Origin of the sequence: Bacteroides sp. ET489 (assembly GCF_030518095.1) — a bacterium.
GTDB lineage: Bacteria > Bacteroidota > Bacteroidia > Bacteroidales > Bacteroidaceae > Bacteroides > Bacteroides ndongoniae.
In genome coordinates, this window is sequence record NZ_JAULLJ010000009.1 from 80,215 (window position 1) to 98,840 (window position 18,626).

Below are 18,626 nucleotides of genomic sequence, written 5' to 3' on the forward strand. Positions count from 1 at the left end.
AATGAAAGTAAGAATAGTATGTGGAAAGTATTGGTATCGATGAACTGAAACGTGGCACAAACGAGGCGGTATGTTATGCTGACGATTGCTTGTTTGTGTCGGAAAGCCTGCAGTGCCTGTGTACTTCTGAACCTGTCAGACTCGATTTTTCGCTGATGGTATTTTGCATGGAGGGCTGTGTGGAGTGGGAACAGAACGGCAGTTTCTGCGCATTGCATGAGCATGATTTTGTGATAACTTTGCCTGGTACTTTGCTGACAAACCTTGTGGTAAGCGAGGATTGCCGGATGAAAGTTGTCTGTGTTTCCGACCGTTTTCTTCGGCGGATGCTTCGGGCCAGTACCAATGTGTGGCATGTCATTCGGTTTGTCAAGTCCAATCCGCTGAAACATCTTAGCGACAGCGATTTTGAATACTTGCTGCGTTATGTCGATTTGATAAGTATTGAATTGAAGAACGGAGCCAGCATCTATCGTGAAGAGATTGTGCAACACTTGTTTGCCGCCCTTATTTTTGGAATGCTGTCCGACATAAACCGGTGTATGGCTTCAGAAAATGGAACAGATAGAGATAAAACGACGACTCCGGTATATATGTTCCGCCGTTTTATGGAAGAGGTTTCGGCCGATAACGGTTGTCACCGTTCGGTTACTTATTATGCCGGAAGACTTTGCTGTCTTCCTTCTTATCTGTCGCGTATTGTAAAAAAAGTCAGCGGAAGACGTGCTTTAGCCATTATCGACGAGCATGTGATAGACCGTATTGCCTTCGAACTGAAGTATTCGGACAAGTCGGTCAAAGAGATAGCGATGGAATTCGATTTCCCGAATATTTCCTTTTTTTCGAAGTATGTACGCAAACATCTGAAAGTTTCTCCAACCGCTTTTCGCAATATGGCGTTAACGGATGAGAAATAGCTATTGCCATTGTTTCAGATTGTATTCTGCCTCTACTTTCTTTTCTACATCGTCGGGCAGGGCGGGGAAGAAGTCGATGCCTGTGATGCGCTCTACCTGATCCACTGAATTGACGTAGCTGTCCAGCGGACGATTGCCGGAGGTATTCTTATAGATGAAGCCGATGGCGCGTGGCTGCTGGCTGCCGGTGCAGAGAATGACTTTGAAGAAAGCGTCGGGGACGGCTATTTTATGCTTGCTTCCGATGGTGCGTGGCTGGCGGTTGTAGAAGATAGGGCCGCAGGCAATGTAGATGGGTCCTTCCTGTTCGGCCCAGCGGCGGCAGGCTTCTTCCAGTTCTTTCCAGTCGCCGCGGTTCAGGTTGTGGTTCTGTGGGCAGATGTTGGTCATGTAGAAACTTTCCTGCATGGCACGCCAGTGCCAGCGGTTGTCGCCGGCGGGGCACATGTGGCCGCGGTCCCAGCCCGAGTGTTTGTAGTCGTCGGTGGTGACGGCTTTGTTGGCGGGCAGGTCGGGGTCGGGCAGGAATTTGTCGGAACGGCTTTCGCGTTCTACCAGTTTGTCACGGTTCAGCTCCCACGCCACCCAGTTGGGGACGTTCAGCCGGCTGTTGTAGGATACGGTGTAGCCTTTGCGCTTCAGGATGGTTTCGGACACGTTCTTCAGCGGTGCAGGCAGTTCGAGGCCTTGTGCGTCGGTTACAGTGGACGATGGTTGCGTGGTGCTGTTCTGCGACAGGTTTTCATTCAGCAGTTGCGGCAGCCGGTCGAGGCGGATGTTGCCTGACTTCAGGGCATTGTTCAGCGGACCGTAACCGATGAAGGCGGCACACACCAGCAGAACAAACCATACCACACCTTTGGAGCTTTTCTTTTTCGATTTTCTTCTTGCCATGACGAGTCTCTAAATAAGGTTTCAGACTCCAAAGGTAGTGATATTTTTCGGACTTGGTTATACTTAATTCATCGGCTCTACCGTATAACCCTGTTCCTGAAGCAGCTTCAGCAAGCCACGCTGACCGGGCAGGTGTCCGGCACCTACAACAACCAGGGTGGGGGACTGCTTCATGATGGCGGGCAGTTGGCGGGCCCAGTCGGCGTTGCGGCGATATATCAGTGCGTCCATTTCTTCGGGGGTACTGTCGCAGGCATTGTTCACCTTTTCTTCGGTGATGGCGAGCAGTTCGTCCAGGTCTTGCTTCATGTAGGCCTGAGTCATGCGCAGGCTTTGGTCAATGCTCTGATCGATGTGCGTGGCGGTGCAGTGCAGCAGGAGTGCCTGTCGTGTCAGGGCTTGCGAGTTGTAGAGGACGTCTACTTGCAGGGCAATGCTTTCCAGTCCGCCTACTTTCTTTCCGGCCTGCCGTGCCTGTGTCTGAAACCAGGTGTCGAGCTGTTCCTGCGGGTTGAATCCTTTCAGCGATTTCATGGCCAGTGCCACGGCCAGCTGGGTAGTGATGGCAGCAGGTTTCAGCTTATTGAACAGGGCAAGGTCTACGCCCATGTAGTTCTTTACTACAGCAGCAATGGTGTCGTATTGTGCCTGTGTGAACAGGCTTTTCAGTGTGGTGTCGGCCGGCAGCATCATGGCTTGCTGCATCTTCATCATGTTTTCGGGCTTCATGGCTTCGTCCATTACGAGTTCGCCATACACCTGCTCAGTCTGGTCGATGGCCTGTTGCAGGGCAGAGATGCTGTCCTTGATGCTGAGCGGAGCCAAGTGGTGTGTGCCCATGACGTACGAAGGACGGTCGAGTCCGTTGTCCGATACTTTCCATAACAGTTGCGCCTGGGCGCCGAGGGCGATGCAGAGAAGCATCACAAGTGCGAGTGTCTTTTTCATTGCGGTCATTTTTTTATGGTTTTGTTTCATTAGTCGTTGCAGAGTTGTTTTTATTGCAGCTTATTTGTCTTTTGTGAATTCTATATTTCTTATTGTGATGATTGCTATTGCAATGGTCAGTAGTAGGGACATGCAGGCAGCAAACAGGACAGCTTGCCAGAAGTGGTCTTTTATCAGATAGATGAATGCCCAAAAAGAGGCGAAAGCGGTAAGTGCGCCTGCGTAGAAACATCGTTGAAAAGATAAGGGATTCTTCAGTGGGCGTATCGTCTTTCCGCAGTGCGGGCATCGGATGCTGAAGTGGGTACTGATGAAACAGTACTTCAGTCGCGAGGCGATACCTATTGGTTCGGAGCAATAAGGACATTGATTTTTCATCGCATATCTGTTAATGGGTTAGACTGTCTTTTCTTTCTTTTGCTGATGCAAAGTTAGGATGAAGTCGAGAAGATTTAGGTTAACGTTGCGTTAATGTCAGGTTAACGTTGGCGATGGCAGAAGTGGGTGCCGTGAAGGCCGCTTGTGATGCGGTTGTAGAACACTTGTACGGCTCGCGAGCCGTGCAAGTGTCCCACAAATGGAATGCAAGTGTTGCTCACGAAGGATGCAGACGAGGTATTTTTATGGTTCACGTTTCACAGCAAAACGCTCATAATAAGCAGGTTACTGTGAAACGTTATTTGGATAAACCGTGAATGAGCAGAATTCATAGTTCTGTGTGTAGTTACTTTCTTTTTCAGTGATTTTTTTTCCATTTTCATTACATGAATTGATACTATAGGGGTCAATCTATTTTCAGGAAAACACATCCGAAGGCAGGACGTGAAAGATTGCCTGTCCTGCTCTATCTTGTTTTTCTTTTTGCAAATGTCCCCCTTCATTATGGTTTCAATTCTTTATTAAACTATTAATTATTAACTTTTTATATATTATCTGTGTCCCCCTTATTTGTCCCCCTGCTTTGCTTTTCTATCTATCTGTTCTTTTCTATTTTTGGACTCATGTATACGGGATATTTATTATTCACTTAAATAATTTAATCTTATGGAAACAAAAAAGTATTATGGAGTAAAAAAAGACAAAGAATTTCCTAGTTACATCAGCGAGTTTTTTCAGGCTTATCCCGAAAAGTTCGAAGAACGGAAGAACCTCGTCAAGCCGGCAATCTACGGTCTGTTGGCTGTGGTTTGTCTGTTCATTGTTATTTTTCCGCAGGTGATTCCCGTGCTGCCTTTGTGGTTCATCAGGGTAGTTGCTGTGATAGGCATCCTCTTTTTCGGAATCGGTGCTTGGATGGCTTCGTCCGATACTTATAATGTAGAGAGTGACGGCAAGGTGAAACAGGTAAACATTAAAAAATTCATCCGCAACGAAACCGATGCGGACAAGATTGTGGAGGCCTTCGTGCATCACGATTTCAGGTACCTGACCGCCCTACCAAGCGGCAACAACCAGCCTGTGCAGCTTCATGTCTACGAGGACGAGGTGGGAAAAGAGATGTACTGCATCCTGACGGCCTACGATTCCAGTTCGAACATTGTGGGGTTGGCCGCCCCCGTCATTCTGAAAGGACATGAATACGAGGATAATGCCGAGTTGATTTATCACATGTGCGACGATGAGGATTAGTATAATCTGGAAAACTTACGAATGACTTATGAGAATACAAATGTTCGTTTGGTTGCTTGCCTTTGTCTTTGTGGGGCAGGCATATGCGCAGAAAGAATATCCCATTGAGCAAGTATCGGTCATCAACGTGGGCGACGGTCGCTTCCTCTACCGCGACCTGAAGACCGACAAGCCGCTCGACGGCGACCGCCGCATTATCGACGGTTATCATTCAGCCTACATCCAGGCAGAGTTCAAGGACGGTTTCTATAACGGTAAGTATGCCGAGTACGAATACAACAAGCTGAAGTGTGAGGGCGCCTACCACGAGGGACGCAAGGAGGGTACCTTCAAGTTTTACGATAGCGAGGGGAGGGTGAAGGAGGAGAAGCCTTACAAGGACGGCAAACTGCATGGCACGCACCGCACCTTCTACACTTCGGGTCAGTCGGAACGTGAAGTGAATTACAAGAACGGCCGCCAGGACGGCAAGGAACTGTATTATGATTATGACGGTACCCTGCGTCGCGAACACAACTACCGCGACGGGCGTCAGGTGGGCAAGCAGTATTCGTTCATACAGGGTACGCACGAGTATTACGAGACTTCCTATTATAACGAACAGGGTCTGCAAGACGGTGAATATACCGAGGTGTACACCTTCGGCCAACCCCGTGTGACGGGTTACTATAAAAACGGACAGAAGGACGGCGTGTGGACGGAGATTGCCGAAAGCGGCGATACGCTCTACATCGCTACCTACCGGGCCGGCCGCAAGGAAGGCCTGCAAGTGCGCTTCAGCCGCGAGACCGGTGCCCGCACCAAGGAGTATTACATGAAAGGCGACCGCCCCGACGGGCTGTATCGTGAATACAATCCCCATAACGGCGAACTCATCTACGAGGCCACCTACCAGTACGGCCGCCTGCACGGCAAGGAACGCCGGTTGGTGCGCGACAACCGTTACGACTATTGGGAGACCTCCACCTTCGTCAACGGCCGCAAGACGGGACCTTTCGAGTCGCGCTACATCAAGAACGACCGTGTGCGCGAGGCAGGCGAGTACCGCAATGGGCACCGCATCGGCCGCTGGAAACTCTATGACATCGACGGCAAGCTGGAGAAGGAATGGGAGGAGACGATGTAAGCATGGGATATTCACCACAGATTACACGGATTGTCACAGATTTCTATTTGCTTAATCATAATAAACAATCTGTGTGAATCCGTGTAATTCGTGGTGATAAGAAATACTTGGAATACACACCTTTAAAAATGGAATATGAATTTATTTGATGACTTTTTGCAAAAATATCCTCCTATGGGCCAATTGCAGAAACCTTCGGAAGAGGTTTTGAACCAATTTAGGAATCGGCTCCCTGCTGAGTTGTTGGAATTCTGGCAGGCATACGGATTTGGTAACTACGGCAACGGCCTGCTCAAGGTAATTGATCCCAACGACTATGCCGACTACTTTTATGTCTGGTTGGGCGGGGAGAATCCCACACGCATTCCCATCATGCTGACCGGTTTTGGTAACATCCTTTACTACCGTAAGCTGACTGATAGCGTAAGCGACATTGCTCTGCTCGACATTCACCATCGCTGTACTGATGTGTGTGCATACAGTTTTGGGGAATTCATACAACTTCTGACTGATGATGAAGCCGCGGGACCGTTGCTGGATAAAACGCTTTTCGGCCAGGCTCTTGAGAAATGCGGTTCACTTGCCGGCAACGAAGTCTTCTTCTTTGTGCCGGCACTGGCATTGGGGGGAAGCGAGTCAATCGCTTCGGTCGACAAGGGCGATGCAGTGGTGCATCAGTGCCTGCTTTTCGACCTGTTGAACCCGCAGGATGACGAAGACGATGAGGAGGCGGACGAAAATAATCCGTGGTCTGACGCCTACGTGGCCCAGCCGCATGTCTTTGAGCGCGAGGATGGTTCGTTGATGGTGAACTTCACCCTGACCGATACCGTAGACACCGTCTTGCCCGAAGTGCCCGAAAAGCTCTATGCCGTCGAAGGTAACAAAATCGACCTCTGGCTGCTGACTTTCTTCAGCTACGATGACAAGCAGAACATCGGGATGCTGGAATACCATATCGCTCTTCAGGCCCTCCGTCCTTATGTGGTAGATGAGGCCGACGACCATGTGTTGCTCCGCGGCCTCAGTCTGGAGGAGATGAAGCAGGTATTGGCTCAGGCAAAGCAGGTGTAGCAAAGCGTATTTGGTGCTATTGGACGATTGGGTGTTGCATCATCGTAGCTTGCCTGGTGTTGCGTGGCTGCAGGACGCACCGGTGTGTAGTACCGATTGCGACAGGTATTATCTTTATGACAACTCGATAATCCGGATTAATCGTTACATGGATGTAAGTGATTGGGAAACATATAAGTAAGGTATAGGTTATCAAAATATCCGATACTTGTTATAAACGAAGTAGTATTAATATTCGACTTAAAATAGTAAATATGAAGATAATAGATTGGATATTACTTTTTCTTGTAACGTTTTTTATTGTTTTAGATAGCGTGAAAGCAAATCCATTGCAGCAAGATACTATAAGAGATGTAACCTATCAACTTTATCCGTTGGGAGTTGCTTGCTGTAATAATGATATGGCAACCATAAAACGGTTGCTCGCAGGAAAAGATGAACCTATGGCAATGGGTAACGATTTTTATGAGTTTGATATATTCTATACGGCAATTTACTTTGACAAAGAAGATGTATTGGAATATGCCCTTACTCGATATGAGGACATTAATAATAGAGTTTATAGTGACGAATATGGGCTAACGCTCTTGACATACGCCTGTAAATTGTCTAACATAAAGTTAGCCCGTATCTTGCTGGAGCATGGCATTAACGTAAATGGTTACCAAAGTCCATACGATACCTATAAAGTATATCCGATTATGGAAGCCATTGCCAATAATAACATAGAATTGGTAAAGTTACTTTTAGAATATCATGCAGACCTTGATATAAAGGACAGTAACGGAAACACCCCTCTTGCTTTGGCAAAGGAAATGGATGCAAAAGAAATTAAAGATTTGCTTTTGCAATGGATGAAACAACCAATAGAATAATGCTAATAATGCAAGATAATGGCAAGCCGTTTCCTGCTGGACTATTAGTGATGACAACATTCAAAATAAAAAATAGATATGATTACATACGCGATAAATATTATACTTATAACGATTTCACTATCGCTACTCTTTTTATTAAGAAAGAAAAAGTACAAAGCCGGAAAGAAAATAATAATACTGATAGTCTGTTTTTCGATAGGTATATATATTTTTTTACAATTAATGATGTTGTTATATTTCTTCTTAGGTGATTTCTCCGCAGAAGCATTATGGTGAAAATATCACTAACAACGCGGATAATGACAAGCCGTTTCACTGTTCACTATCAGATATAACGAGTATGAAAGTGTTTTTATTATATAGTTTGTTCCTTTTACCGCTTTGCCATGTTTCAGCAATGAACAGCTATATGGTACAGAATTCTGCAGAAGATTATGCTCTGGTAGAACCGGATACTCTTTATATAGAAAAGGAAGAGACTGATTTTGAAATCATATATCGGCTATGCTTCTACAAGCATGATAAAAGATATGTTGTTTTTGAGTTAAAGACGACAGATTGCAGTAGCATTGACTTCGTTCAGAGTTATAAGAGGAATGGAGTAAGAAGGTTTGATTGCTTTGCTGTGTATGATAATGTGGCAGACGGAAATCGTTTCTTATTCTTTGACTATGAAAGCTGGATTACTTATATAACGCCTACCTGCTTTTCCGGTTTCTATCCGATATGCAGTTCTGTGAATTTTTCAAACATGGAAGTTCTGTTGGAAAATGAGGGCTCCAAACTGAAACTGTCGGATGATACATTGTGTGTTGCCAGCGAGGTCTCTTATTTGCCTTTTAGTCGTACTTATCGGATGATAAAGGCAAAGTTTGTTCCATACTTGCATATTGAAAAGGAAATGGAACAACACACTTGTACCCCATCGACGAATAGTTGGATAAAGGGGTGGGGAGCGGAGATCGGACAGGAGGACTTGTCGGGACTCTTTGCTGGCTTGACTCTGACAGGAATTTGGGGTGAGGGATGCGGAAGAATTGATATCCGTCTTGAGGAAGCCCACAAGACGGGTAGGGGAACGTATACAGTGAAAGGTGCAAGCCGCATCCGCCTGTCGGTAATCCGTCTCTTCAGGGGGACGATACGGATAGACAGCATTCTCGGCGGGTTGGGGTTGAAAGACGAGTGCATCAATATGGACGGTTTCGTCTATGGGCGTTATGTGTTCAGAGAGTACGGAGCAGATAGTTTGAAAACTTATTATTGCGGTCATTTCAGGCAGGCTTACCGGAACAATGAACAACGGGTGGAGAAGGGAAGGAACGACATTACGGAGCTTCGCATGAACTTGTCCGAATATACGGGTCATCGGCAGGCAGCGGACGGCAGAAAGGAAGTGTGTTCGTGGGCAGATGCTTTCATTCCCGGTGCGCCGAAGGATTTCTGCGTAATTAATGACGCGGGCGAATGGGTGATAACACCGAAATACCGGAAAGAGGGTTGGGACAATCTGTATGATGCCTATTTTAACGACAGCCTGACTGACGACGAGGTGCGGAAAGCACGGTTGGCGGAAGAAGGTGAGTGGTGGCCGGAGGCAACGGATATTCCTTTTTTTATGAACTGTAATGATTAAAAGAAGATAATGATGAACTTGAAGGACTATTCGACCGACGAACTGCTGCTGATGGCACACGACCTTACGGGTGAGCTGTTGGACGGGCAGGTGCGGCAGGTCAAGCTGGAACTGTACCGCCGGGGTGTGGATGATGAAGCGATAGCCGGCATTATGGATGAGAAGGAAGAGGCCTTCATGCGGAGGCTGGATGATGCCGCCCGTGCCGGACAGGCGCGCAGGGACAGGCAGAACGAGCGGAACCGCCGTGTAGGCTATCGTTGGTGGGAGATGTTGCCGCTGTTTCTTTTCGCCCCCTTTTACCTGCTGACCCCCATGCGGCATCTGGTGGACACACTCATCCTGCTGCCGGTCTGCCTGCTCAGTCGGACGCCTGTCAACCTGGGCGAAGGCCTGTTTGTCGAGTTGAGGCGGCTCAGGGAGGAAAAGTATGACCACAAGTTCAGGCAACGACTCTTCCTGCTGGTAGCCGGCAATCTTTGCTGGCTGGTCTATGCGTGGACGGTGATAATGAAATATGGAATTTGAAGGAAGACAATAAAAGACGGACAGATATGGATATACAAGATTTGTACGAACGCGTGTACGACGGCCATGAGGGTCGGTTGTTGCGCCCCACTGCCTTCATCGCTCAGGCAGATTTTTTCACTGCTCTATGTGCTATGCTTGGAGAACGGATGGGTGTCCGAAAAGGCTGAAGGGACCGTTCTGCTGATTTTCGCCGGAGTTTATACGTGGGTGTCGTGGCGACTGATGCGCATGGGGTATGTTTCCGACAGGTTCGGTTTTCGTTCCTACCCGATGACTCTGCTGGAAACCAGCGGCCTGCTGATGATGGTTCTCCGATGGCTGCCTGTTCGGGGCAGTATGTCGAGGCCGTTTTGTGCCAACTGTTTGCCCTGACGGGCTATTTGAATACGTTTTACTTTTATGAGCAGAAAGAGACTGAAAGCAAAAACAGGTGAAAGCCGGAACGATGAGCACTTCCGGTTCTATATGGATTCTGGGCGTGAACGGAAACCTCTGCCGGCGGGACGGATGGCCTGCTGGCAATTTGGAGGCAAAAAAAGAGGAAGTCCTTTGCTTATACGTGGCAGGATATTGCTATCTTTGGTCTCTCTGTAGATTTTGTTTGTAATAATTGATTAAACTATGTTTGGAAAAAATAACCATCTCTGTCTGTCCCTGTTGTTGGGAGCCTGTCTCCTGCTGGCTGCCTGCGGCCCTGACCGTCGGGTAGCCCTGGCTGAACGGCTGATGGCTGAGCGGCAGACGGACAGTGCCGTGGCCGTGATGTACGATATTGATTACCCTTCGCGCCTCTCGGGCCGCGATTATGCCCTCCGTGCCCTCCTCTTGGCTGAGGCTGCCCATCGTAATGGTCAGTTGACTGCCTCGACCGACACCTTGCTGATACCTGCCATCGAGTATTTCACTCGTTCGGGCGACTCGTCCTATGCCGAACGGGCGCTCTACTGTAAGGGCCATCTGGAACGCAGGCTCTACCATTCCGAGGCTTCCATACAGGCGTTCATGCAGGCCTTGTCTTTCCTGCAGGGCAGCGGTGACTACGAGCAGCTCTATCGGGTGAATACTTGGCTGGGCGTGGTGTGCATGGGGCAGGGCGATTATGCCGCCAAGGTGAAGTACTCCAAGGAGGCGCTGAAGGCAGCTATCGGCCTGGGAAACATGTTTTACAAGAACATGGCCCTATGCGACATCTCCACGGGCTACTACTTCCTGAACCGGCAGGACAGCGCCCTCCACTATGCGCAGGCCGCCTACGATGCCGCTCTGGCCGACTCGGTGCCCCGCCAGCTGCTGCACGTCTACAACAACCTGGGCACCATCTACGCCGAGCTCGGACAGCCCGCCTTGGCGCTGGAGTATATTGACCGCTCCATGGCTCTCCGTCCCGCCACCGACACCATTGCCCTGCAAAGCCTCTACACGACCAAGAGCTACCTGTTCGGGCAGATGGCGCGCTACGACTCCGCGGCTCATTACTACCGCCTCTCGGCCGTAAGCTCCTCGCCCAGCGTCCGTGCCGATGCTTTCCGCTACATGGCCGAGATCAAGCACCGTACGGGCAATGACCGCGAGGCCTATGCACTGCTTTCGGACTTCATCACCCTGGCCGACAGCCTGCGCGACGCCCGCTACACGGAAGAGACCATTGCCCTACAGGAGAGCTACCGCCACGAGCAGCTCTCGATGGAGAACCTCTACTGGCGCGCCCAGGCCGCCAGCCGCAAGACCGACCTGCTGCTGATGACCGTCGCTTTCCTGCTGCTTGCCTGGTTCGTCACCATTGTCTGCCTGCTCTACCGCCGCAGCCGGCGTAGGGTGAAAATCCAGCAGCGCTACCTGCACACACAGGCCGAGGAACTGGAGCAGGAGCGTGAAACCTCTTCGCTGCACCGGCAGCGTGTGGCCGAGATGGAGCAGAAGGAGGCGCGCCTCAAGGCCACTTTCTTCCGTCGCCTCAGCCAGCGGGTACTTCAGGGCATTGCCAATGGAGACAATGTCATCCTCTCCGACGAGGATTGGGAAGATATTGTGCAGAATGCTGACACCATTTTCGACGGTTTCACCCGTCGCCTCCGTCAACGCTATCCCGCCCTGAACCAGGACGATCTGCGCTATTGCTGCATGGTGAAGATGCAGCTCTCCCAGTTGGAGATGTCGCAGGTCATGCACCTGGAGAAGGACTCCGTGAAGAAACGCCTCAAGCGCATCCGCATGGAGAAGATGGGTGCCGACGGCGGCGTGACGCTGGAAGAACTGCTGAGGGAGTTCTGACGGCATCCGGTTGTTTTTAGGCACGGGATGAAGTGGAAATATGTGGGGGAAGAATGGTCTGCGAACTTCCGCTTACTCCGTGCCTGAAGCGGAAAGTTCCCTGATTTGACACACTCTCAAGTCAAATGTCCCCCTCCTTACCCTTTCCTTTTTTAACTTTAATAGTCTTTCTGTCAGTTGCTTATCCTTTGTTTTAAGGGAGTTCATTTGTCCCCCTCTTTCGTTTCCGTATTTTCAGATTAGCCGTTACTTTTGCTTATGTGAAAAGTGAATGTGATTGCTAATGTTTTTTAGAAAGGAAAGCCTATGGTGATAGTTTATGCAATGGCAGGTGTGGCGGTGTTGCTGGTTCTTTGGTATATCTGGACGGCCAACAACCTGATAGCCAAACGGAACAGGGTGAAGCAGTGCCGCAGCAGCATCTGCGTAGTATTGAAGCAGCGGAACGACCTGATTCCCAATCTGGTGGCAGCTGTAAAGACGTATATGGGGCACGAGAGCGAGGTGTTGGTGCGCATCGCCGAGCTGCGTTCGCGCCTGTCGCCTTCGGCCTCGGAGGGCGAACAGATCAGGGCGGGTAGCGAACTGTCTTCCCTGCTGTCCAGGCTGAACGTGTCGGTGGAGGACTATCCCGGACTGAAAGCCGACGCACAGTTTCATCGCCTGCAGGCCAATCTGGAAGAGATGGAGTTGCAGTTGCAGGCCATCCGCCGTACCTTCAACGCGGCGGTGACGGACTATAACAACACCATCGAGATGTTCCCTTCGTGCATCGTGGCGCGCAGTCGGCACCATTGTGCAGAGGAACTGATAGAGATACCCGATCAGGAACAGCGCAATGTGAATGTGGCAGACTTATTCAAGAAATAACGATGGAAACGATTGATTTTAAGGCATTGGAAACGGAGCTGCACGGCGAGCTTGTCCGTGTGGAGAGGTGGCGCCGCGTGGTGAGGGTGCTGAGTGTGGTGGTCTATTCGCTGGTGTTCGCCTGGTTTATGTTTGTGCTGTTCGGCGGCACGTTGCTGGCTCGGATGGGTTGGCATGATTATAGTGCGCTGACGCGGACGGTGGTACCTATCTTTATTGGACTGGTAGTTCTCAGTTTTGCGCTGACACGCAGTCTGTCCGCCTTCCATGAGCGCGAGGAGGCCGCCATGCGCAGGGCGATGCAGGCTATGTTGCCTGGTGTGCGCTTCCTGCCCCTTTCCGAATGCGAGGTGGACAACAGTCTGCTGACAGGCAGCCGTTTGTTCACAGTTTCCTACGGCGATCCGAGGCTGGCGATGGACTGTTACGGCGAGGTGGAGACAGGCAGCGGAAGCATGCTGCGCATGGCCGACGTGGGCGTCTCCTACGGATGGATGAACCGCTGGCAGTATCATCCCGTAATGGGGTACGTTGTCATGGTCTACCGCCATGTGCTGCGTCCGCTTTTTGCCTCGCGCATGGAGAGCAGCGCGCACAACTTCCGCGGCATGTTCGGCTGGTGCCGGACATCGCGCCGCTACGAGGGCGATATCCTGGTGCTGCCTGACCACTTGGAGGACAAGGCGGGCTATCTGGCTCATCACGTGCAAGCCCTGCAAAAGCGCTTCCATGCCCGCCTTGTCCGTCTGGAAGACCCTGAGTTTGAGCGCCGCTTCGTGGTGTATGCTGATAACGAAGTGTCTGCCCGCATGTTGCTGACGCCTGCCATGATGCGGCGGATGACTGCCCTGCGCGACGCCTTCGGACGCGACCTGATGTTCTCCTTCAGCCGCGGCTGCCTCTACTACGCCGCCTCCATGCCCCAAGGTTTCCTGCGTTTGCGTCCCGCTTTGCTGGGCGGAGGGCGGATGCTGGAGACGGTCTACAACGACATCACCCTGTCGGGGAGGGTGGCGGACGAATTGGGAGTCAGTTAACTGTTTGCCGGGTAAAATCTTGCTTTTGAAACCTGAGTTAGTAAAAACCTGGCAGGTTCTCAGTAAAAACCCGGGGAGTTTTCAATAAAGACCCGGGGAGTTTTCAGTAAAAACTCGTGGGGTTTGCAGTAAAAAGCCGTGGAGAATTGGAGGAAAACCCGTGGAGAATCAGAAGCAGTGACGGGAAGAGGCCGAAAAAAGGGAAGCTTGTATGGAACTTATTGGCGCTGCAAACCAATATTAAAAACAAAACTTAAATTACCCATTAATCATTATATTATGAATGGAGTAGGTAGGATTCTTTTGTTCTCCGGCCTTTCTTCATTCCGTAAATCTATTATTGTATGAAACAGACACCTGTCTTTATTCCGCCTCTGACGGATTCCACACAGAGTTCCGTCCGTATGGAGGCTTACGAGAAGAGCGTAGACCTTTATGGTCAGGGAGCCTATTTGGAGGCCTTCCACAGCCTGCTCGATTATCTGAATGCCGGTTTCCGCTCCAAGTACGGTAATGCGGAAGGCACCGAGTTTCACATTCCCCACGGTTCCATCCTGGTGCATATCCGCATAGCGGACAATATGGTCAGCGTGGTGGCCGACTTCCTGCGCCTGCCCGAGAAGGGGCGCGTGGCCATGCTGCGCCAAGTGGCCGACCTCAACCTGAACAAGCTGCTCCTGCCCCGTTTCGTAAAAGAGGGCGAGCAGCTGAAGATGGAGTATTCCTGCCCTTTGTCGCAAAGTCATCCCCACAAGATGTTCTACGTGCTGCAGAACATCTGCCACGTCGGCGACAAGTACGACGATGAGTTCTGCACCAGGTTCGGCGCCACTCGTTGCTACGAGCCGCAGGTCATGCCCTATCCGCCCGAAGAGGTGGAGCGCATCTATGAAGCCATCCAGACACTGGGAAAAACCACACTCGAAGCCCTGAAGGAGTACGACGGCGACCGCCACTACGGCTATTCGTGGAATGTACTCGACACGGCTTTCTACCAGATTTCCTACTTTGCCCGTCCGCAGGGACAGCTACTCAACGAACTGGAGAAGGCCGTGGACGACATGGATGCCGAGCGGCCCATTGTAGAAGTACTGGCCAGGGGGAAAGCCTTTCTGGAGAAGTTGCTTGCCACTCCTCGCGAGAAACTGGCGGAAGACCTTTACTACACTGATACGCTGGTCTCCACCAAGCGGCGCTCCTCGCTGAAGAACATTCAAGAGCATTTCCGGAGTGTCTATCAGGAGGCGGCCGAGGCCATGCAGAACGACAACTACGAGCGCAGTGCCGTGCGCCTGCTCTACGCCTTCTACGAGGCTTACTTTTACAACGACATGCAGGATGACATCAACCGTATCCTGTCCAAGGCCCTCAAAGCGGCAGGCGGACAGACGGTGGAGAAGGCGTCGGAAATCCTCTATGAGGCAATGGACCGCATCATGGACGGCGATCTGGATGATGATTTCCTGCCCGACTTTTCCGGCTTGGAAGGGCTGGCGAGCGGCGAAGACACTGCCGAAGCCATGCAACAGCAGATGGCAATGGCCATGCAGATGCAGCAACAGGTGTATCAGGCCATGGCAAGCGACGACATGCAGCAGTTGCAGCAGCAGATGGCAGCAGCCATGATGCGCGGCGACATGGCCGAGTATGCCCGGCTCGTGGCCGAGATACAGAAGAAGGCGATGGGACTGTAGAATGGTAAAGAAGGCTTTAGCCACTATAACTTCTTAACTCATAAAGAAATATCAAAAACGGAACTTAAAACGAAAAGACATAGAAACGATGGATCAGAATATCTATAAACTAGTGTACAAGGTGACGCACGCAGGCGGGTCGGGAAGCTGCTTCTACCTGAAGGCGTACGACCTGTTTGTGACGAACTATCATGTGGTCAGTGGCTTCCACTCCGTAGCCCTGCACGACAACGACCGCCGTCCCTACCTGGCCCGGGTGGTGCTGGTGAACCCTTCGCTGGACATTGCCCTGCTGGCTGCCGAAGGCGACTTCTCGCACCTGCCCGACTTGAGCCTCGCTTCCGACGACTCGCTGGAGATAGGCGGCAAGGTGAGCGTGGCGGGCTATCCCTACGGCATGCCTTTCACGGTGACGGAAGGATCGGTCTCGTCGCCCAGGCAGCTGGTGGACGGTAAGTACTACATACAGACCGATGCGGCCGTGAATCCCGGCAACTCGGGCGGCCCCATCTTCAACGAACGCAACGAGGTGGTGGGCGTCACGGTGAGCAAGCTCAGCAACGCCGACAACATGGGCTTCGGCATCCGGGTGGAAGCACTCCGCAAGCTGCTCGATTCGGCAGGCGGCATAGACCGTTCCTGCTTCCAGGTGCAGTGTGACAGTTGCGACGAGCTGATAGCCGGCGAAGAGGACTATTGTCCCTCGTGCGGTGAGAAACTGCCCGAAGGCATCTTTGCCGAGCGCGAACCTTCGCCCTTGGCCATCTTCTGCGAGCAGGCCATCGGCGAGATGGGCGTCAACCCCGTGCTGGCACGCGACGGCTACGACTCGTGGACCTTCCACAAGGGCAGTTCGGAGATACGTATCTTCGTCTACGACAACACCTACCTGTTTGCCGTCTCGCCTATCAACCTGCTGCCCAAAAAGGAGGTGGAGCCGGTGCTCGACTACATGCTGTCCGAAGACTTCTCGCCCTACAAGATGGGCATCGAAGGCCGGCAGATATACCTGGCCTACCGCCTCCATCTGTCCGACCTGACCGACAGCTCGGAAGACGAAATCCGCCGCAACTTGGTGAACCTGGCCCTGCGCGCCGACGAGATGGACAACCTGATGGTGGACCGCTTCGGCTGCGAGCTCTCGGAGTATTCGCGTCAGGACAACGGCTGACGGATGACCATGCTGGCACAGTGCCGTGAAGGCCGCTTGTGATGCGGTTGTAGAACACTTGCACGGCTCGCGAGCCGTGCAAGTGTTGCTCGCGAGCCGTACAAGTGTCCCACAAATGGAATGCAAGTGTTGCTCACGAAGGGTGAATTATCTTTTCTTTTGCCGTTCACGTTTCACAGCAAAACAGCTCATAATAAGCATGTTGCTGTGAAAGGTCACGCATCGGGGACGTTTCGGCTCAAATGTCGATGCCCATGATGTAATCGTTCATATAATATCCGTTTCCGATGGGGAAGTCGCCTTCGCGCACTTTTGTCATGCCCATGTGCTGGTAGAAGCCTAAAGCGGGGTTGTGGCGGTTTACGTTCAGTTCCATGCGGCAGGGAGCGGGATGCACTTCCTTGATGTATCGGATGGCTTCGCGGAAGAGGAACTTGCCGCAATGTGCCTTCTGAAAGTAGGGTAGTACGTATATCTTTTGCAGGTGAAACAGGTCTTCGCCTTCGGGCTGTACGGAAACGTAGCCTGCTGCTTCGCACTCTTCGTAGGCGATGAGGTAGACGTGGCCTTCTTCTTCCATCTGCTTGCGGATGTTTTCGGGCGAATACATCCAGTCCATCATGTAATCTATCTGTTCGGGTGTAAGGATGCTGCGATAGGTGGCAGGGAATACCTGCTGCGCCAGTTTCTGAATGAGTTCGCAGTCGGCGACGGTTGCTTTTCTGATAGTGAACATTTGTGGTTTCTTTTTAATGGTTATTTGTGACTTTATTCAAGCGCCTTTTGCGGGAAAGCCTTTTTCACGAACGTGCTGTCGTTCCGTTGGCGGTAGGTTACGGTTTGCCGGCGGGTGGAATCGTTGGGGATGGCGGTCACGTCGCCCTGAGTGGTGAAGTAGACGTAACTGCCCGACCACGAGTCGTAGAAGCGGTATACCCGGCATCCGTCGTGCTCGAAAAGGTAGCTGACACGGTAGTCGGGATTGTTGGCCGATTGGGATTCTGAAACGGAACGTTGCATGACGCAAGAGGTGACGGCCATGCCTGCCAGCAGCAGGAAAGCAGAGGTTCGGAGAATTTTTTTCATTTTTATGGTTATTGTTTGAACCCAAAGATACACAGATTTGTTTCTATTTCAGGTATCTTGCCGGACAATTATTGTTAACATGCAGATTGACGTCTGTGCCTGTCGCTTTTTTTATTGCAGCACGAAGCCGATAGATTTTCTTTATCGGTCGATAGAAAAATCCGATGGAATTTAGTGCCGGATATCACAATATGTTTTCATACATTTGCAGCACAAGAAACAATCAATACAGAATATTAACCTATTAAAAAGAAACGATTATGACTAAGAGTATCAAAGGAACCCGCACAGAAAAGAATCTGATGACTTCATTCGCCGGCGAATCGCAGGCACGTATGCGTTACACTTACTTTGCCAGCGTGGCCAAGAAGGAAGGTTACGAACAGATTGCTGCCATTTTCTTAGAGACTGCCGAGCAGGAGAAAGAACACGCCAAGCGTATGTTCAAGTGGCTCGAAGGCGGCATGGTAGAGATTACAGCCAGCTATCCCGCAGGTGTGATCGGTACAACCCTCCAGAACTTGCAGGCTGCCGCTGCCGGCGAGAACGAAGAGTGGTCACTCGACTATCCCAAGTTTGCCGACATCGCCGATGAAGAAGGTTTCCCCGAAATCGCCCTGATGTACCGCAACATCGCTGTAGCCGAGAAGGGACACGAAGAGCGTTATCTGGCTTTCGTGAAGAACATCGAGAATGCTACCGTATTTGCCAAGGAAGGTGAAGTGGTATGGCAGTGCCGCAACTGCGGATTCATCTATACAGGTAAGGAAGCTCCCGAGCTGTGCCCTGCTTGCCTCCATCCGCAAGCTTACTTCGAAGTGAAGAAAGAAAACTGGTAAGATACGGATTACCATAAACAATCAA

At 51.0% G+C, this 18,626-nt stretch carries 20 protein-coding genes; 15 read left to right on the forward strand and 5 right to left on the reverse strand.

The window, feature by feature from the left end:
- The first annotated feature begins 20 nt into the window (after window positions 1-20).
- The gene (locus Q3C19_RS07275; protein WP_302728250.1) at window positions 21-917 is read left to right on the forward strand and encodes a helix-turn-helix domain-containing protein; all 897 of its coding nucleotides are present in this window, start codon (window positions 21-23) and stop codon (window positions 915-917) included.
- Here the strand turns inward: Q3C19_RS07275 and Q3C19_RS07280 are convergent, their stop codons facing one another.
- The 3 genes from Q3C19_RS07280 to Q3C19_RS07290 form a co-directional block, all read right to left on the reverse strand.
- Window positions 918-1,811 carry a DNA/RNA non-specific endonuclease gene (locus Q3C19_RS07280; RefSeq protein ID WP_302728252.1) on the reverse strand — a complete coding sequence of 298 codons (894 nt, stop codon included), beginning with the start codon at window positions 1,809-1,811 and terminating at the stop codon, window positions 918-920. It abuts the gene before it with no gap.
- A 63-nt stretch (window positions 1,812-1,874) separates the two neighbouring features.
- Window positions 1,875-2,759 carry a TraB/GumN family protein gene (locus Q3C19_RS07285; RefSeq protein ID WP_302728254.1) on the reverse strand — a complete coding sequence of 295 codons (885 nt, stop codon included), beginning with the start codon at window positions 2,757-2,759 and terminating at the stop codon, window positions 1,875-1,877.
- Window positions 2,760-2,819: 60 nt separating this feature from the next.
- Window positions 2,820-3,137 (reverse strand): hypothetical protein, encoded by a 318-nt coding sequence (locus tag Q3C19_RS07290; RefSeq protein WP_302728256.1) that lies wholly within the window; start codon window positions 3,135-3,137, stop codon window positions 2,820-2,822.
- A 666-nt stretch (window positions 3,138-3,803) separates the two neighbouring features.
- Between Q3C19_RS07290 and Q3C19_RS07295 the strand changes: the two genes are divergently transcribed.
- The 13 genes from Q3C19_RS07295 to Q3C19_RS07355 all read left to right on the forward strand — a co-directional run bounded on the left by Q3C19_RS07295 (window position 3,804) and on the right by Q3C19_RS07355 (window position 16,676).
- On the forward strand, window positions 3,804-4,388 hold the full coding sequence (locus tag Q3C19_RS07295; RefSeq protein ID WP_071148214.1) for a hypothetical protein: 585 nt from the start codon (window positions 3,804-3,806) through the stop codon (window positions 4,386-4,388).
- Between the two features lie 28 nt (window positions 4,389-4,416).
- Window positions 4,417-5,514, forward strand: coding sequence for a toxin-antitoxin system YwqK family antitoxin (locus Q3C19_RS07300; protein ID WP_302728258.1), 1,098 nt, complete (start codon window positions 4,417-4,419; stop codon window positions 5,512-5,514).
- 135 nt (window positions 5,515-5,649) lie between these two features.
- Entirely contained in the window at window positions 5,650-6,588 is a 939-nt protein-coding gene (locus Q3C19_RS07305; protein ID WP_302728260.1) for a GAD-like domain-containing protein, read from the forward strand.
- A 254-nt stretch (window positions 6,589-6,842) separates the two neighbouring features.
- Window positions 6,843-7,463: an ankyrin repeat domain-containing protein gene (locus Q3C19_RS07310; protein ID WP_071148217.1), complete on the forward strand. Its 621-nt coding sequence runs from the start codon at window positions 6,843-6,845 to the stop codon at window positions 7,461-7,463.
- A gap of 904 nt (window positions 7,464-8,367) precedes the next feature.
- A complete protein-coding gene (locus Q3C19_RS07315; protein WP_071148556.1) occupies window positions 8,368-9,102 on the forward strand; it encodes a hypothetical protein in 735 nt (244 codons plus the stop codon).
- A gap of 12 nt (window positions 9,103-9,114) precedes the next feature.
- Window positions 9,115-9,630: a transcription initiation factor IID gene (locus tag Q3C19_RS07320; RefSeq protein ID WP_302728336.1), complete on the forward strand. Its 516-nt coding sequence runs from the start codon at window positions 9,115-9,117 to the stop codon at window positions 9,628-9,630.
- 26 nt (window positions 9,631-9,656) lie between these two features.
- Window positions 9,657-9,800, forward strand: a complete 144-nt coding sequence (locus Q3C19_RS07325; RefSeq protein ID WP_159434410.1) for a hypothetical protein — start codon at window positions 9,657-9,659, stop codon at window positions 9,798-9,800.
- The gene (locus Q3C19_RS07330; RefSeq protein WP_159434411.1) at window positions 9,784-10,005 is read left to right on the forward strand and encodes a hypothetical protein; all 222 of its coding nucleotides are present in this window, start codon (window positions 9,784-9,786) and stop codon (window positions 10,003-10,005) included. The genes Q3C19_RS07325 and Q3C19_RS07330 overlap by 17 nt, the downstream gene beginning before the upstream one ends.
- Before the next feature lie 249 nt (window positions 10,006-10,254).
- Window positions 10,255-11,904, forward strand: coding sequence for a hypothetical protein (locus Q3C19_RS07335; RefSeq protein WP_071148219.1), 1,650 nt, complete (start codon window positions 10,255-10,257; stop codon window positions 11,902-11,904).
- Window positions 11,905-12,210: 306 nt separating this feature from the next.
- A complete protein-coding gene (locus tag Q3C19_RS07340) occupies window positions 12,211-12,774 on the forward strand; it encodes a LemA family protein (RefSeq protein WP_277120965.1) in 564 nt (187 codons plus the stop codon).
- Complete coding sequence (locus tag Q3C19_RS07345; RefSeq protein ID WP_302728264.1) at window positions 12,699-13,811, forward strand: DUF3137 domain-containing protein; 1,113 nt, start codon at window positions 12,699-12,701, stop codon at window positions 13,809-13,811. Before Q3C19_RS07340 ends, Q3C19_RS07345 begins: the two co-directional genes overlap by 76 nt.
- Window positions 13,812-14,155: 344 nt before the next feature.
- On the forward strand, window positions 14,156-15,505 hold the full coding sequence (locus Q3C19_RS07350) for a hypothetical protein (RefSeq protein WP_277120967.1): 1,350 nt from the start codon (window positions 14,156-14,158) through the stop codon (window positions 15,503-15,505).
- A gap of 88 nt (window positions 15,506-15,593) precedes the next feature.
- The gene (locus tag Q3C19_RS07355; protein ID WP_277120968.1) at window positions 15,594-16,676 is read left to right on the forward strand and encodes a trypsin-like peptidase domain-containing protein; all 1,083 of its coding nucleotides are present in this window, start codon (window positions 15,594-15,596) and stop codon (window positions 16,674-16,676) included.
- A gap of 238 nt (window positions 16,677-16,914) precedes the next feature.
- On the opposite strand, the gene Q3C19_RS07360 is transcribed toward Q3C19_RS07355, so the two are convergent.
- Together Q3C19_RS07360 and Q3C19_RS07365 are read right to left on the reverse strand one after the other, a co-directional pair.
- Window positions 16,915-17,412: a GNAT family N-acetyltransferase gene (locus Q3C19_RS07360; protein WP_022163197.1), complete on the reverse strand. Its 498-nt coding sequence runs from the start codon at window positions 17,410-17,412 to the stop codon at window positions 16,915-16,917.
- Between the two features lie 32 nt (window positions 17,413-17,444).
- Window positions 17,445-17,762 (reverse strand): DUF4884 domain-containing protein, encoded by a 318-nt coding sequence (locus tag Q3C19_RS07365; protein WP_071148224.1) that lies wholly within the window; start codon window positions 17,760-17,762, stop codon window positions 17,445-17,447.
- Between the two features lie 260 nt (window positions 17,763-18,022).
- Between Q3C19_RS07365 and rbr the strand changes: the two genes are divergently transcribed.
- Entirely contained in the window at window positions 18,023-18,601 is a 579-nt protein-coding gene (gene rbr, locus Q3C19_RS07370) for a rubrerythrin (RefSeq protein ID WP_022163199.1), read from the forward strand.
- Window positions 18,602-18,626 lie beyond the last annotated feature (25 nt).